The sequence below is a fragment of the Streptomyces sp. NBC_01622 genome (assembly GCF_045209635.1).
Classification (GTDB): Bacteria; Actinomycetota; Actinomycetes; order Streptomycetales; family Streptomycetaceae; genus Streptomyces.
On sequence record NZ_CP109293.1, the window covers coordinates 8,559,832 to 8,574,308 of the forward strand.

The following is a 14,477-nucleotide window of genomic DNA, read 5'->3' on the forward strand; positions in this document are numbered from 1 at the left end:
AGGAAGTACTGCGGGCCGCGAGCGCCGCCGCGACGGTCGCGGCGGAGAACGCGACGGTACGGCCCGCGGTGCTCACGGTCCGCCGTACGGCGCCGTCCACGTCAGGAAGCCCCGCTCCGGGCAGTCCCCTCGGCCTTCCTGCCGGTGATCACGAACGCCGACACCAGCAGCGCGGTCAGGGCGATCAGCGCACCGACGCCGAACGCCCGGGCCGAGCCGTGGACGAGGATGTCGGACGGCGATCCGGTCGCGTGCCGGGTCGCCGTGCCGAAGACGGTGACCAGGATGGACAGTCCGAGGGTGCCGCCGAGCCACTGGAGGGTCTGCAGGAGACCGGACGCGGCGCCCGCCTCGCGCGGCTCGATGCCCGCGAGGATCGTCGCGTTGAGCGGCATGAAACTGAGGCCGACGCCCACGCCCATCAGGACGAGCGGGCCGAAGAGGCCGGTCAAGTAGCCGTCGCCGGGCCGGAGTTGCCAGAGCCATGCGGCCGACACGACGAGCAGCGCCATTCCCGTGAGCAGGACCGGTTTGGCGCCGAGGCGGGCGAGCAGGCGCGGTACGAAACGCACGACCGTGAACATCGCCAGGGTCAGCGGCAGGAAGGCGAAGCCCGCGCGCAACGGGCTGTAGTCCAGGACCCGTTGGCTGATCAGGGTGAGGAAGTAGAACGCGCCGAACATGCCCGCCGGAAGCAGCAGGACGCCCACGTAGCCGCCCGCGCGGTTGCGGCTCGCGAACAGCCGTAGCGGCATGATGGGTTGGTCGGCGCGGGACTCGACCAGGGTGAAGCCCAGCAGCAGTGCCGCCGCCGCGCTGAACCCCAACTCCGCCTGGAGATCGCCCCAGCCGTCCGAGGAGACCCGGATGAACGCGTACACCAGCGAGGTCATCCCGGCGGTCCCGGTGAGCGCGCCCGCGGCATCGAACCGGCCCGCGTGGCGCGGGGTTTCGCCGACGAAGCGGGGGAGCGCCAGGGCCACGGCCGCGCCGATCGGCACGTTGATCAGCAGGGACCAGCGCCAGGACGCCCAGGAGGTGAGCATGCCGCCGATGACGAGGCCTATCGAGGCGCCGATGCCTGCCATGGAGGTGTAGATGCCGAGCGCGTGGTGACGGCGCGGTCCCTCCGGGAAGTTGGTGGTGATCAGGGCGAGGGTGTTGGGCGCGATCAGTGCGGCGCCCAGGCCCTGGAGCGCGCGGGCCGCGAGCAACCAGGCGCTGTCGGTGGCCAGTCCGCCGAGCAGGGAGGACGAGGCGAAGAGCAGGACGCCGATCGTGAGTGTCCGGCGGCGGCCGACGATGTCGCCGACCCGGCCGCCCAGCAGGAGCAGCCCGCCGAAGGCGAGGGTGTAGGCGTTGAGGACCCAGGACAGGCCGGTGGGGCTGAAGTCGAGGTCCTTCTGGATGTCGGGCAGCGCGACGTTGACGACGGTGGAGTCGACGCCGACCATCAGGTAGGCGGTGACGACGACGAAGAGGACGGTGCCGAGCCTGGCGGGTCCGGGTGGTGCGAGGAGAGGATCGGCGGTGGTGGACGGTGCGGACGGGGTGGACATGGAGTTCTCCCGGTCTGGCGTCCCCGGCTGAGAGGCGTGCGGGCAGCACGGACTGCCCGCCAAATAAGCGGGGACTGTCTCCGTTTAACCCTCGTTAAGATACGGAGAGGGTCCCCGGTTCGCAAGGAGTATCTGGATGACGCAGGCCAAGCCCATGCGCGCGGACGCCCGGCGCAACTACGAGCGGCTGCTGAAGGTGGCGGTGGAGGCGTTCACCGAACACGGGGAAGGCGCGTCCCTCGACGACATCGCCAAGCGCGCGGGGGTCGGCTCCGGCACCCTGTACCGGCATTTCCCCACCCGGCAGGCGCTGCTGGAAGCGGCCTACGTCGACCGGGTCGAGGCGCTCGCGTCCCGCGCCGACGAACTGGCGAAGGAACTTCCGTCGGGTGAGGCGCTGGCCGAGTGGCTGTACGAGGTGTGCGTCGGCACGATCCAGGTGCGCGGTATGAAGGCCCTGTTGGGCTCGGCCGTGATGGACGGCAGCCAGGTCGCGCTCACGGCCTGCGCCACCTCCATGAAGGGCGCGGCCAAGCGGCTGGTCGAGGCGGCCCAGCGGGAGGGGACCCTGCGTGCGGACATCGAGCCGATCGAGGTCCTGCGGCTGGCCCACGGGGTGTCCACGGCTTCCGAACTGGCGGACGGCCAGGGGAAGTTCATCCGCCGCTATCTGTCCCTGCTGACGGACGGGCTGCGGCCTGCCGCTGCCCGGGGGGAGTGAACGCCGGGCGCCCCTCGACCAGGGGCGCCCGCAGCGGTCGTAGGACTGCTCGTCGAAGGACTGCTTACAGTGCCTGGGCCGCCGGCTTCACCATGCCTCGCACCGTGCGGGACTTCACGAAGTCGCCCATCGCGGTCATGTCCCATTCGCCGGAGAACTGCTTGACAAGCTTGGCCATCATGACGCCGGTCTGGGCCTCGGCGTTGGTGAGGTCGAAGCGGACCAGTTCCTCGCCGGTCGCGGCGTCCAGGAGGCGGCAGTAGGCCTTGGCGACCTCGGTGAACTTCTGGCCGGAGAAGGAGTTGACCGTGAAGACCAGGCCGGTGACCTCCTGGGGGATGCGGCCGAGATCGACCACGATCACCTCGTCGTCACCGCCGCCCTCGCCGGTGAGGTTGTCCCCGGAGTGCTTGATCGCGCCGTTGAGGATCGACAGCTTGCCGAAGTAGCAGCTGTCGACGTGGTTGCGCTGCGGGCCGTAGGCGATGACCGAGGCGTCCAGGTCGATGTCCTTGCCGCGGAACGCGGGCTCCCAGCCGAGGCCCATCTTGACCTGGGAGAGGAACGGCCGGCCGCCCTTGACCAGGGACACCGTCTGGTTCTTCTGGAGACTGACGCGGCCCTTGTCGAGGTTGATCTTCCCGGCGCCGAGCGGCGGCGCGGCGGGCGGGGCCGGGGGAGCGGCGGGCACCGGAGGCGCCACCGGGGCCTGCGTCACGGGGGCCTGCGTCACGGGGGCCGGCGGAGCGACCGGCGCCGGGGCCGGTTCCTCCACCGAGACGCCGAAGTCCGTGGCGATGCCCGCCAGGCCGTCGGCGTATCCCTGGCCGACCGCGCGGGCCTTCCAGACGCCGTTGCGGAGATAGATCTCCACGATCACGAGTGCCGTCTCGGCGCCGAGCTGCGGGGGCGTGAAGGTGGCCAGCACCGAGCCGTCGGCCGCGTTGCGGATCGTCGCCGTCGGCTCGATGCCCTGGAAGGTCTGCCCCGCGGCGTCGGGGCTCGCGGTGACGACGATCTTCTCGATCCCGGGCGGCACCGCGGCCGTGTCGACGGTGATCGCGTCCGGGGACGTACCGCCGCCGGAGCGGTACGTCACACCCGGGCCGTTCGGCTGGTTGTAGAAGATGAAGTCGTCGTCCGAGCGCACCTTGCCGTCGCCGGTGAGCAGCAGGCTCGACACGTCGAGCCGCACGGGGGCGGCGACATCGACCGCCACCCGGGAGACCGGAAGAGGGATGTTCGAGCCAGGGGTCATAGCTGTCATGCCTCGTGAACGACCGAGACCATTTTGCCGTTCCCTTACCAAGTGACCAATTGGCCAAGCTTTGGAAGTACTGGCTCGAATCCCGTCGATTCGCTCAGGGAATCACCACGATCTTCCGCCCCACCCCGGCCGCGAACTGGGCCAGCGCCTCCGGATACCGCTCCAGCTCTATCCGGTCGCTGATGAAGATCCCGGGGTCGAGAACCCCGTTCGCGAACAGCTCCGCCGCCCGCTCGAAGCTGTGCAGCACGGCCATCGAGCCGGTGATGGTGATCTCCTGGTTGTAGATGCGGTACGGGTCGATCGACACCCGGGCCGCGTAGTCGGCCACCCCGAACTGCAGGAACGTGCCCGCCTTCGCCACCCGGTCCAGGCCGTCCTGGATCGCCGCCGCGTTGCCGGTCGCATCGATCACGAGGTCCCAGCCCTGCGGCCGGTCCAGCTCGTCCGCGTTCGCCGCCGACCCGGAGACGCCCAGCGTGCGGGCGGTCTCCAGGCGGGCCGGGTTCAGGTCCACGATGTCGACGCTCGCCGCGCCGGTGCGCTTGGCCAGCTCCAGCATCATCAGGCCCATGGTCCCGGAGCCGTAGATCAGGACGTGCGCGCCGAGGCGGGACTGGAGGACGTCGTAGCCGCGCACCGCGCAGGAGAGCGGTTCGATCAGGGCCGCGTCCTCGGTGCGTACGTGCTCGGGCAGTTTCACGCAGTTCGCCACCGGGGCCACCGCGAACTGGGCCGCGCCGCCGGCGGTCGTGACGCCGATCGCGGCCCAGCGTTCGCAGAGGTTGTTGTGGCCGTTGCGGCACTGCCGGCACTCGAAGCAGTACAGCGACGGGTCCACGGCCACCTGGTCGCCGACCGAGACCTCGGTGACCTGGGTGCCGACCGCGACGATCTCGCCGGCGAACTCGTGGCCCGGCACGATCGGCAGCTTGGGCGCGAACTCGCCCTGGAGGATGTGCAGATCGGTGCCGCACAGGCCGCACGCGGCGACCTCGACGACGACCTCGCGGGGACCCGGCGTCGGGTCCGGGACCTCGGTGACGACGGCGCGGCCCACGGACTCGATGACGGCGGCCTTCATTTGACGGCTCCCAGGGAGAGGCCCTGGACCAGCTTGTCCTGGGCGGCGAACCCTGCGGCGAGCACCGGCAGGGAGACGACGAGCGACGCGGCGCACACCTTCGCCAGGAACAGGCCCTGGCTGGTGATGAAGCCGGTCAGGAAGACGGGGGCGGTCTCGGCGACCACGCCCGTGAGCACGCGTGCGAAGAGCAGTTCGTTCCAGCTGAAGATGAAGCAGATCAGGGAGGTCGCGGCGATGCCGGGCAGGGAGATCGGGGCGACCACGCGCGCGAGGATCGTCGGTAGCCGGGCGCCGTCCACCCGCGCGGCCTCGATGACCGCGACCGGGACCTCGGCGAGGAAGGACTGCATCATCCACACCGCGATCGGCAGGTTCATGGAGGTGTAGAGGATGACCAGGAGCCAGATGTTGTCCAGCATCCCGGCGTTCTTCGCGAACAGGTAGATCGGCAGCAGGCCCGCCACGGCCGGCAGCATCTTCGTGGAGAGGAAGAAGAACAGGACGTCCGTCCACTTCTGCACCCGGCGGATCGACAGCGCGTAGGCCGCCGGGAAGGACAGCAGGAGGACGAAGAGCGTCGAGACCACCGACGCCATCGCCGAGTTGATCAGCGCGGGCCACGGGCTCGCCCCGCCGCCGATGCCGAAGAACTCGCGGTAGCCGTCCAGGGTGAGGGCGGCGGTGAAGGACGGCGGGTTGGTCGCCGCGTCCGACTCGGAGTGGAAGGACGTCAGCGCCATCCAGGCGATGGGCAGGAAGAACACGATTCCGGTCAGCCAGGCGACCAGCCCGAGTCCGTTGCGTCGTACCACGTTCAGGGCGGTGTTCATGCGCGGGCCCCCTCCTCGCGGAACAGCGACGACACCACACGTAGGGCGAAGGTCGCGATGATGATCGAGCCGATGACCACCACGACGCCGGCGGCCGAGGCGAGGCCGTTCTCGTGCGCCTGGTAGAAGCTCTGGTAGACGGTGTAGGGGAGGTTGGCGGTGCCCAGGCCGCCGGAGGTGATCGTGAAGACCGCGTCGAAGTTCTGCACGATGTAGATCGAGCCCAGCAGACCGCCGAGTTCGAGGTACCGGCGCAGGTGCGGGAGGGTCAGGTAACGGAAGATCTGCCAGTCGCTCGCGCCGTCCACCCGGGCTGCCTCCAGCTGCTGCTGGTCACGGCTCTGGAGCCCGGCCAGCAGGATCAGCATCATGAACGGCGTCCACTGCCACACCAGGGCGGCCTCGACCGCGAGCAGCGGGGTGTCGGAGATCCAGTCCGGCTGCGGGCCGCCGACATAGTGCAACAGGCCGTTGAGCAGGCCGTACTCGGGGTTGTAGAGGACGTGCTTCCAGAGCAGCGCCGCCGCGACCGGGACGATCAGGAACGGGGCGATCATCAGCGTGCGGACCACACCGCGGCCCCGGAACTTCCGGTTGAGCAGCAGCGCCACCACCAGTCCCAGGACCAGGCTGACCAGCACCACGGTGACCGTCAGCAGGACCGTCGTCCACACCGAGTGGCGCAGGTCCGGGTCGCTCAGGACCTGGCGGTAGTTGTCGATACCGGTGAAGTGGCGGTCCTTCGGATAGAGGGCGTTCCAGTCGAAGAACGAGATCACCACGGTCGCCACGAACGGCAGCTGGGTCACCACGATCATGAAGACCAGCGCCGGCAGCAGCGGGGCTCGGGTGGCCCAGGCCCGCAGACGGTCGGAGGGCGGCCGGGGCGCCGGCCGCACGGAGGCGGTGGCGACCCGGGCGGAGGTGGTGGCGGTCATGATCCCTCGTATTTCTTGCCGACGGCCTCGGCGAGCTTCTGTGCCTTCTTCAGCGCGTCGTCCACGGACTGCTGGCCGGCGACGGCGGAGCTGATCTCCTGGGAGACCTTGGTGCCCAGGTCGGTGAACTCGGGGATGTCGACGAACTGGATGCCGGGCGCGGGCCGGGGCTGCACGCCCGGGTCGTTGGGCTTGGCGCTGGCGATGGCGTCCCGGGTGACGTCCGCGAAGGCGGCTGCCTCCTTGCGGTACTCCGGGATGTCGTACGTCGAGGTGCGCTTGCCGGCAGGCACGTTGGCCCAGCCCGCCTTCTCGCCCACGAGCTTCTCGTAGCCCTTGCTGGACGCCCACGAGATGAACTTCCAGGCGTCGTCCGGGTTCTTGGACGCCTTCTGGATGCCCCACGCCCAGGTGTAGAGCCAGCCGGAGCTGTCGGTCTTGTCGACCGGCGCCGGGACGTAGCCCATCTTGCCCTTCACCGGGGAGCCGGAGGCCTCCAGCGAGCCCGCACCGGAGGTGGCGTCGTACCACATCGCGGTCTTGCCCTGGGTCGTGTCGTTGAGGCACTCGGCGAAGCCGGACTGGGCGGCGCCGGCCTCGCCGTGCTTGCGGACCAGGTCGACGTAGAACTGCGTGGCCTTCTTGAACTCGGGGGCGTCCAGCTGCGCCTTCCAGTCCTTGTCGAACCAGGTGCCGCCGAAGGTGTTGACGACCGTGGTCAGCGGGGCCAGCATCTCGCCCCAGCCGGGCAGCCCGCGCAGGCAGATGCCCTTCATGCCGGGCTCCGCGCCGTCCAGCTTGGCGGCCAGGTCGGCGACCTGCTGCCAGGTGGGGTTGGCGGGCATGGTCAGCCCCTTCTTCTGGAGGACGTCCTTGCGGTACATCAGGAAGGACGACTCGCCGTAGAAGGGCTCGCCGTAGAGCTTGCCGTCCGCCGCGGTGAGGGCCTGCTGCATCGGCTTGAGGATGTCCTGCTGGTCGAAGGCGGTGTCCTTCTTGACGTACGAGTCCATCGGCTCCAGCCAGTTGTTCTTGGCGTAGATCGGGATCTCGTAGTTGGAGAGGGTGGCGACGTCGTACTGGCCGGCCTGGTTGGCGAAGTCCTGGCTGATCTTGTCGCGGACGTCGTTCTCGGGCAGCACGGTGAAGTTCACCTTGATCCCGGTGTCCTTGGTGAAGTTGGCCTTGGTGAGCTTCTGCAGCTCCACCATCTGCGGGTTGTTCACCATCAGGACGTTGATGGAGTGGGCGGAGGAACCGCCGCCCGCGCCGGCGCCCGAGCAGCCGGCGAGCAGCGGGGTGATCAGCGTTCCTGCGGCGGCCACCGCAAACAGGGCGCGGGGCGTTCGTCGGCTCTGGGTTCGCATGGGGTGCTCCTGGAGAACTTATGTGGATATAACGGGTCCACGCGGGCGTGGTGTGCTGCGGCTCGGGGACTGGGTTCGGTGTGTCAGACGCGGATGACCTGTGGGCCCTGGAGCGAGTAGCGGTGGGCTTCGGAGGTGGGCAGCAGGGTGCTGGTGACGATGGTCTCCAGCTCGCCGATCTCCGCGAACCGGCAGAAGCTGACCGCCCCGAACTTGGTGTGCACACCCGCGAACACGGTGCGCCGGGCGGCGCGGATGGCCTGTGCCTTGACCTCGCTGACGGCGGGGTCGGGCGTGGTCAGGCCGTGTTCGCGGGAGATGCCGTTGGCGCCGATGAAGGCGAGGTCGAGGACGAAGCCGGCGAGCATCTTCGTCGTCCAGTGGTCCACAGTGGCGAGGGTGCCGTGCCGGACCCGGCCGCCGAGCAGCAGTACCGAGGTGTTCTCGGACTCGGCGAGCACGCCCGCGACGGGCAGGGACGCGGTGACCACGGTCAGCGGCCGGTCCCTGGGCAGCGCCTCGGCGATGAGCTGGGGGGTGAAGCCCTCGTCGACGTAGACCGTCTCGGCGTCCCCGAGCAGCTCGGCCGCGGCGACCGCGATCCGGCGCTTCTCCGGGACATGGCTGGTGGCGCGGAAGGCGAGCGTCGTCTCGAAGCCGGCGCTCTCCACGGGGTAGGCCCCGCCATGGGTCCTGCGGACCAGCCCGTGGTCCTCCAGGGCGCGCAGATCGCGCCGTACGGTCTCCTTGGCCACGCCCAGCTCGGCGGCTAGCGCGGTGACGTCGACCGAGCCGGTGCGGCGCGCGGCGCGCACGATCTCCCGCTGACGTTCTTCCGCCGAACTCGTCCCCATGGCCGACACCGCCTTCCCGCTCACCTGGAGTGCTGCCCGTTTCGGGCCCGGTGGGACCCTTGGGGGAAGTTCTACAGCGGGTGCGCGGCACTGACCAGGCCTGTTGCACGGCCGATGCTGCCCGTGTGTGACCGTTTACCGCGCGCTGTGCCCGTCGCGGACCTGCATGGCTGTCCGCCGGGGCGTGGGATCGGGCAGCGTCCGTGCCCGAACACGCCGGTGGGCGGGCCCGTTCGGTGCCCGCCCACCGGCGCGAAGGTGTCTTTCCAGTCAGTACGGCCAGATCGGCGGGTCGTTCACGAAGTGGCCGCCGAGACAGGCGTGCGCCTCGACGTCCGGCCGCAGCTCGCCCTGCTCGGCGATCAGCTTCTCGGCGTACGGCTCGGAGTCGTCCTGCGGTTCGTAACCGAGCGCCCGCGCGGTCGACAGGTCCCACCACAGGCGCGTGTTGGCGGAGGAGCCGTAGACGACCGTGTGCCGTACGTCCTCGGCGGTCAGGGCCGCGTGGAAGAGGCGGGCGCCGTCTGCGGGGCTCATCCAGACCGACAGCATGCGCACGCTGCTGGGCTCCGGGAAGCAGGAGCCGATGCGGACGGAGACGGTCTCCAGACCGTGCTTGTCCCAGTAGAGCTGCGCGAGGTCCTCGCCGAAGGACTTGGACAGGCCGTAGAAGGTGTCGGGGCGGTGCGGGGTGTCGATCGGGATGAGGGGGTCGTTGCCCTGAGGCCTCGGGGTGTAGCCGACCGCGTGGTTGGAGGAGGCGAAGACGACGCGGGTGACGCCCTCCTCGCGGGCGGCCTCGTAGAGGTTGTACGTGCCCTCGATGTTCGACCTGAGGATGTTGTCGAAGGAGGATTCCAGGGAGATGCCGGCGAGGTGGATGATCGCGTCGACGCCCCGCACGGCCTCGCGGAGCGCCGCCCGGTCGGAGAGGTCGGCGGTGATCGCGTCCGGCTCGCCCTCGATCGGGCGCAGATCCAGCAGCCGCAGGTCGTAGCCGTAGGAGGGGAGCAGGTCCCGCATCAGGGTGCCGAGTCCGCCTGCGGCGCCGGTGAGCAGAACGGTGCGGGGAGCGGGCATCCTCGGTCTCCTAGGATCATCGGCCTCATGCGTGAACGGAATTCACATGCATGGACAAGCTAAGGATCGGTCACTGTGCCCGTCAAGTGTGGCGCGGACCTGGGAAATCCGCTTCCTTCTCGCTCATTTGCCTGCTTGACCCGCCCTGAGGCAGATCCTTAGGGTGGGGCTGTTCAGAAATGTAGACGTTGATCAGAAGAACGTACGCGCCTGTTTCAAGGGAGAGCCCGTGACGCCAGCCCCTCTCGCCGACCGGCTCACTGTCCCCAGCGGGCCGCTGTTCTTCCCCGTCACCGCGTACGGCCCCGACGGCGCCGTCGATCTCGACGTGTACCGCGCCCATGTCCGCCAGGGTGTCGAGGCCGGTGCCGCCGCCGTGTTCGCGTGCTGCGGCACCGGGGAGTTCCACGCGCTGCTGCCCGAGGAGTTCGAGGCGTGTGTGCGGGCCGCCGTGGAGGCGACCGGGGGCCGGGTGCCGGTGGTCGCGGGCGCGGGCTACGGCACCGCGCTCGCCGTACGGTACGCACGGCTCGCGGAGGCCGCCGGGGCGGACGGGCTGCTCGCGATGCCGCCGTACCTGGTGGTCGCCGGGCAGGAGGGACTGCTGCGGCACTACCGGGAGGTGGCCGCGTCGACGGCGCTGCCCGTCATCGTCTACCAGCGCGACAACGCCCTGTTCACCCCGGCCACGGTCGTCGAACTCGCCCGCACCGAGGGCGTCATCGGCTTCAAGGACGGCCTCGGCGACCTCGACCTGATGCAGCGGATCGTGAGCACCGTGCGCACCGAAGTCCCCGGCGACTTCCTGTACTTCAACGGACTGCCCACCGCCGAACAGACCCAACTCGCCTACCGGGGCATCGGCATCACCCTCTACTCGTCCGCCGTGTTCTGCTTCGTCCCCGAGATCGCGCTCGCCTTCCACCGGGCCCTCGCGACCGGCGACGACACCACGGCGAACCGCCTCCTGGACGGCTTCTACCGGCCGTTTGTCGAACTGCGCGCCCAGGGACGCGGTTACGCGGTCTCGCTGGTCAAGGCAGGCGTACGGATGCGCGGCCTGGACGTCGGCGAGGTCCGCCCACCGCTGACGGAACCGACCGAGGATCATGTCAAGCAGCTGGCCCAACTCGTCGAGCGCGGCTACACGTTGATCGAGCCGCAGATCGATTCGCAGGTGGATTCACAGATGGAGGAGGGCGCGTGAAGGCATCGGCGTTCGTCTATCCCTGGGACGTCAACGGCGATCCCGAGGCGGGCGAGAGGATCGCGGGGCTCGGCGTACGGCAGGCGACCCTCGCCTCCGCGTACCACTCCACGCGCGCACTGACCCCCCGTCACCCGCGCCACCGCGTCGTCACCGCCGAGCACGCGGCCGTCCTGTATCCGCCGGACTCCCGTTGGCAGGGGCGGGAGTTGAGGCCGTACGCGGCCGGCGACTGGGCGCCGGGCGACGCCTACGGGGAGGCCGCTGCCGCCCTTGCGGACGCGGGCCTGGAGGTGCACACCTGGGTGGTACTCGCCCACAACTCCCGGCTGGGCGCGGAACATCCGGACACCTCGGTGGTCAACGCCTACGGCGACCGCTACCCCTGGGCACCCTGCATCGCCCAGCCCGCAACGCGCGCGTACCTGGTCGACCTCGCCGCCGAAGCGGCCGTACGCCCCGGCGCGCACGGCACCGAGCTGGAGTCCCTGGGCTGGTACGGCCTCGCCCATCTGCACGCCCACGACAAGACCGGGGGAGTCCCTCTCGGGGACGCGGGCCAGTACCTGATGTCCCTGTGCTTCTGTCCGGCCTGCCGGGAGGGCTACGGCGAACAGGGCATAGACGCCGAGGAGTTGGCGGCGGTCGTACGGGCCGCGCTGGAACCGGCGTGGCAGGGGGCGCCCTCCGACGGCGGCTGGGCGGGGGTCGAGAAACTACTCGGCGAGGCGAACGCGGCGGCCACGCGCGCGTGGCGCGACGACAGGGCCCGCACACTCCAGGAGACGGCGGTCGCCGCGGTCCGGGCGGCCGCACCCGCCGACTTCCAGGTCCTGCTGCACGCGGACCCGGAGTCGTACCACTGCGGTGCCAACGCGGGTGTGGACCCGGGGCACATTCTCTCGGTGGCCGACGGTGTGGTGGTCCCCTGCACGGGCGGCGCGGGCCTGCTGACCCCGTTCGCCGAACAGGGCCTGGACGGCGGGGTGTTGGCGGCCAACTTCACGGTGGTCTCCGGGATGGGGGGACGCCCGGGGGCACTCACGGCGGACGCGGAGCGGGCGCGCGGCCTCGGGGCGACGGAACTGCGGCTGTATCACGCGGGGTTGGCGTCGGACGGGGACTTGGCGGAGGTGCGATCGGCGCTGACCGGGCTCTGATCCGAGGGCGCCCTCCTCCTGAACAGTGCCGAAATCGCGCCGGTCCCATTCAGCCCCAGCCACGCCCCCGTCGAGATCAGCGCCAGCCCGACCAGGCTCAACAGCAGCCGGAAGTCGGCCAGTTCGACCAGTGCCGCGCCCGCCGCCAGCCCGATCACGTTCGGTGTGAAGATCAGGGTGTTGGCGGTCGCGGTTGCCCGGCCCAGCAGCGGGCCGGGCAACTCCCGCTGCACGGCGGTGAACGCGGCGATCAGTACGCACGGGAGCCCCAGACCGACCGCCGTGCCGCCCGCCAGGACCACCGGGTCGGACGGCACCGCCCGCGCGGCCACCCCGACCGCCGCGAGGGCGATCCCGGCCGCCCCGAACCGCCGCTCGCCGAGCCGTCGTAGCGCGGGCCCGGAGACAAGACCGACCACCGCCGAGCCGACGCCCTGGGCCACGTACAGCACCCCCGTGTAGGCGGGAGCGTGCCCCAGGGCCTCGACGATCGCGTAGTTCGTCGAACTGCTCAGGGAGGCCAGGAACATCATGGTCCCGCCCGCCAGGACCAGCCGGCGCAGCCGGGGATGTCCCCACAACTCGCGGACGCCCTCGGCGGTTTGGGACCGCCAGTCGCCGGCCGGGCGCCGGGGCCGCTCCTCGTGCGCGCGCACGAACAGCCACAGGCCCGCCGCCAGCGCGAACGTCACCGCGTCCAGACAGGCCACCGCGGGCCCGCCGAACGCGGCGTACAGACCCGCGCCCGTCAGCGGCGCGACCAGCTTCATGCCCTCCACGGCCGTCATCCGCAGCCCGTTGAAGTCGCCGAGGAGATCCCGGTCCACCACGGCGGCGACAAGAGCCGACTCGGCGGGGTCCTGGACGACGACGATGGTGCCGTAGACGAGCAGGACCGTGAACAGGAGCCACAGGTCGGCGCGGGAGTCGACGGCGAAGAGGGTGAGGAGGAGCGCGGCGAGGGCGAGGTTCGTGCGGATCAGCAGGGGCTTGCGGCGGACGCGGTCGGCGATCGTGCCGAGGGCCGGGCCGCACAGGGTCGGCGCCCAGACCGCGAACACGCACAGTGCGGCCAGACCGTTCGAGCCGCTGAGGTCCTTCACCCACACGCCGGCCGCCAGCCCCAGCGCGGACGTGCCGAAGGCCGACACCACCAGACCCGTGAAATACAGCCCCGCGTCGCGGTCCCGCAGGATGCGGGTCACCGTCCAGTTCTTCGTCATGCCTGGTCATCGTGGGTCTAAGGCCGGGGGTGAGACATCGGGCAGGTGCCCTAGAAACGCGTGGCGCGGCGCGGGCGGGAATCCGTCGCAAGCTGTCGGCAATACCCCTGGGGCGGCGGGCGGGACGGTTCTAGCGTCGCCGCATGCGCTATCTCATGCCGATCGTCATCGGCCTCGTCTACGTGCTGATCATGTCCCTCGTCCCCGAAGCGCACCGGCGGCGCCTCAACGCCGTGATGGTCGCGGGAGCGGGCGCCGCGTATCTCAGCGGAGGCGGCCTGGGCGGCTGGGAGTTCGCGTTCACCGCCCTCGCCACCTACGTCGCCTACCGCGGTCTGGAATCGTGGACCTGGATCGGCGTCGGCTGGCTGCTGCACACCGCGTGGGACATCGTGCACTACCTCAAAGGGCACCCCATCGTCCCGTTCGCCCACGACTCCTCGCTGGGCTGCGCCATCTGCGACCCGGTGATCGCGCTGTGGTGTCTGCGCCAGGGGCCGTCCGCGCGGGAACTCGTCCGGGGCCGGGCGATGAGTTCCCGGGCCGCCGTCGGTCTACCTCCTGAGTGAGACCGATCCCCGGAAGGGAAGCGCATGACCGACAGCATCTTCGACCTCGGCCCGCAGACCCGTGTCGTCGCCCGGCTCGTGGAGGGCGTCACCGACGAGCAGCTCAGAGACGTGACCCCGTGCCCCGGCACCGCCGTACGCAACATGCTGGGACACCTGCTCGGCCTGTCCGTGGCCTTCCGCGACGCCGCGCGCAAGGACCTGGGCGTCATGACGGACACCGCACCGGACACCGCCGCCTCGGACATCGGCCCCGGCTGGCGCGAGGAGTTCCCCAAGATCCTCGACGGACTCGCCGAGGCCTGGCGCGACCCGGCCGCCTGGACCGGCATGACCCGCGCGGGCGGCGTCGACCTCCCCGGCGAGATCGCCGCCGTCGTCGTGGCCGACGAACTGGTCGTCCACGGCTGGGACCTGGCCCGCGCCACCGGCCAGCCCTACGACCCCGACCCGACCGCGCTCCAGGCCTCGTACACCTTCCTGCTGGCGGCGGCCGAGGACCCGACCGGCGGCGGAGGCATCTTCGGACCGGTGGTGCCGGTACCGGCGGACGCACCCCTGCTGGACCGGGCGGTGGGCCTCAGCGGACGGGACCCGGGCTGGAAGCCGTAGACC

The 14,477-nt window shown here is 70.6% G+C and carries 14 protein-coding genes; 5 read left to right on the top strand and 9 right to left on the bottom strand.

What is annotated here, in order from left to right; genetic code table 11:
- Nucleotides 1-101 precede the first annotated feature (101 nt).
- Complete coding sequence (locus tag OH768_RS39640; protein ID WP_406461095.1) at nt 102-1,559, bottom strand: MFS transporter; 1,458 nt, start codon at nt 1,557-1,559, stop codon at nt 102-104.
- A gap of 136 nt (nt 1,560-1,695) precedes the next feature.
- Between OH768_RS39640 and OH768_RS39645 the strand changes: the two genes are divergently transcribed.
- Nucleotides 1,696-2,280, top strand: coding sequence for a TetR/AcrR family transcriptional regulator (locus OH768_RS39645; RefSeq protein ID WP_406461096.1), 585 nt, complete (start codon nt 1,696-1,698; stop codon nt 2,278-2,280).
- 64 nt (nt 2,281-2,344) lie between these two features.
- Here the strand turns inward: OH768_RS39645 and OH768_RS39650 are convergent, their stop codons facing one another.
- From OH768_RS39650 to OH768_RS39680, 7 genes are all read right to left on the bottom strand, one after another.
- Nucleotides 2,345-3,538, bottom strand: a complete 1,194-nt coding sequence (locus tag OH768_RS39650; RefSeq protein ID WP_406461098.1) for a TerD family protein — start codon at nt 3,536-3,538, stop codon at nt 2,345-2,347.
- A gap of 103 nt (nt 3,539-3,641) precedes the next feature.
- The gene (locus OH768_RS39655; protein ID WP_406461100.1) at nt 3,642-4,631 is read right to left on the bottom strand and encodes a zinc-dependent alcohol dehydrogenase family protein; all 990 of its coding nucleotides are present in this window, start codon (nt 4,629-4,631) and stop codon (nt 3,642-3,644) included.
- Nucleotides 4,628-5,464, bottom strand: coding sequence for a carbohydrate ABC transporter permease (locus tag OH768_RS39660; protein ID WP_359605408.1), 837 nt, complete (start codon nt 5,462-5,464; stop codon nt 4,628-4,630). Before OH768_RS39660 ends, OH768_RS39655 begins: the two co-directional genes overlap by 4 nt.
- On the bottom strand, nt 5,461-6,402 hold the full coding sequence (locus OH768_RS39665) for a carbohydrate ABC transporter permease (RefSeq protein WP_406461102.1): 942 nt from the start codon (nt 6,400-6,402) through the stop codon (nt 5,461-5,463). The genes OH768_RS39660 and OH768_RS39665 overlap by 4 nt, the downstream gene beginning before the upstream one ends.
- Nucleotides 6,399-7,769, bottom strand: a complete 1,371-nt coding sequence (locus tag OH768_RS39670) for a sugar ABC transporter substrate-binding protein (RefSeq protein ID WP_359605412.1) — start codon at nt 7,767-7,769, stop codon at nt 6,399-6,401. Before OH768_RS39670 ends, OH768_RS39665 begins: the two co-directional genes overlap by 4 nt.
- Nucleotides 7,770-7,852: 83 nt before the next feature.
- Nucleotides 7,853-8,623 carry a DeoR/GlpR family DNA-binding transcription regulator gene (locus OH768_RS39675; RefSeq protein ID WP_406461104.1) on the bottom strand — a complete coding sequence of 257 codons (771 nt, stop codon included), beginning with the start codon at nt 8,621-8,623 and terminating at the stop codon, nt 7,853-7,855.
- A gap of 270 nt (nt 8,624-8,893) precedes the next feature.
- Entirely contained in the window at nt 8,894-9,703 is an 810-nt protein-coding gene (locus tag OH768_RS39680) for an NAD-dependent epimerase/dehydratase family protein (protein ID WP_406461105.1), read from the bottom strand.
- A gap of 229 nt (nt 9,704-9,932) precedes the next feature.
- On the opposite strand from OH768_RS39680, the gene OH768_RS39685 reads away from it, so the two are divergent.
- Together OH768_RS39685 and OH768_RS39690 are read left to right on the top strand one after the other, a co-directional pair.
- Nucleotides 9,933-10,910, top strand: a complete 978-nt coding sequence (locus OH768_RS39685) for a 5-dehydro-4-deoxyglucarate dehydratase (RefSeq protein WP_406461107.1) — start codon at nt 9,933-9,935, stop codon at nt 10,908-10,910.
- On the top strand, nt 10,907-12,070 hold the full coding sequence (locus tag OH768_RS39690) for a hypothetical protein (protein ID WP_406461109.1): 1,164 nt from the start codon (nt 10,907-10,909) through the stop codon (nt 12,068-12,070). Before OH768_RS39685 ends, OH768_RS39690 begins: the two co-directional genes overlap by 4 nt.
- Here the strand turns inward: OH768_RS39690 and OH768_RS39695 are convergent.
- Nucleotides 12,007-13,293 (bottom strand): MFS transporter, encoded by a 1,287-nt coding sequence (locus tag OH768_RS39695; protein ID WP_406461110.1) that lies wholly within the window; start codon nt 13,291-13,293, stop codon nt 12,007-12,009. The genes OH768_RS39690 and OH768_RS39695 overlap by 64 nt on opposite strands.
- Nucleotides 13,294-13,436: 143 nt before the next feature.
- Between OH768_RS39695 and OH768_RS39700 the strand changes: the two genes are divergently transcribed.
- Both OH768_RS39700 and OH768_RS39705 read left to right on the top strand, forming a co-directional pair.
- The gene (locus OH768_RS39700; protein ID WP_406461112.1) at nt 13,437-13,862 is read left to right on the top strand and encodes a DUF6010 family protein; all 426 of its coding nucleotides are present in this window, start codon (nt 13,437-13,439) and stop codon (nt 13,860-13,862) included.
- A gap of 24 nt (nt 13,863-13,886) precedes the next feature.
- The gene (locus OH768_RS39705; protein ID WP_406461114.1) at nt 13,887-14,474 is read left to right on the top strand and encodes a TIGR03086 family metal-binding protein; all 588 of its coding nucleotides are present in this window, start codon (nt 13,887-13,889) and stop codon (nt 14,472-14,474) included.
- Nucleotides 14,475-14,477 lie beyond the last annotated feature (3 nt).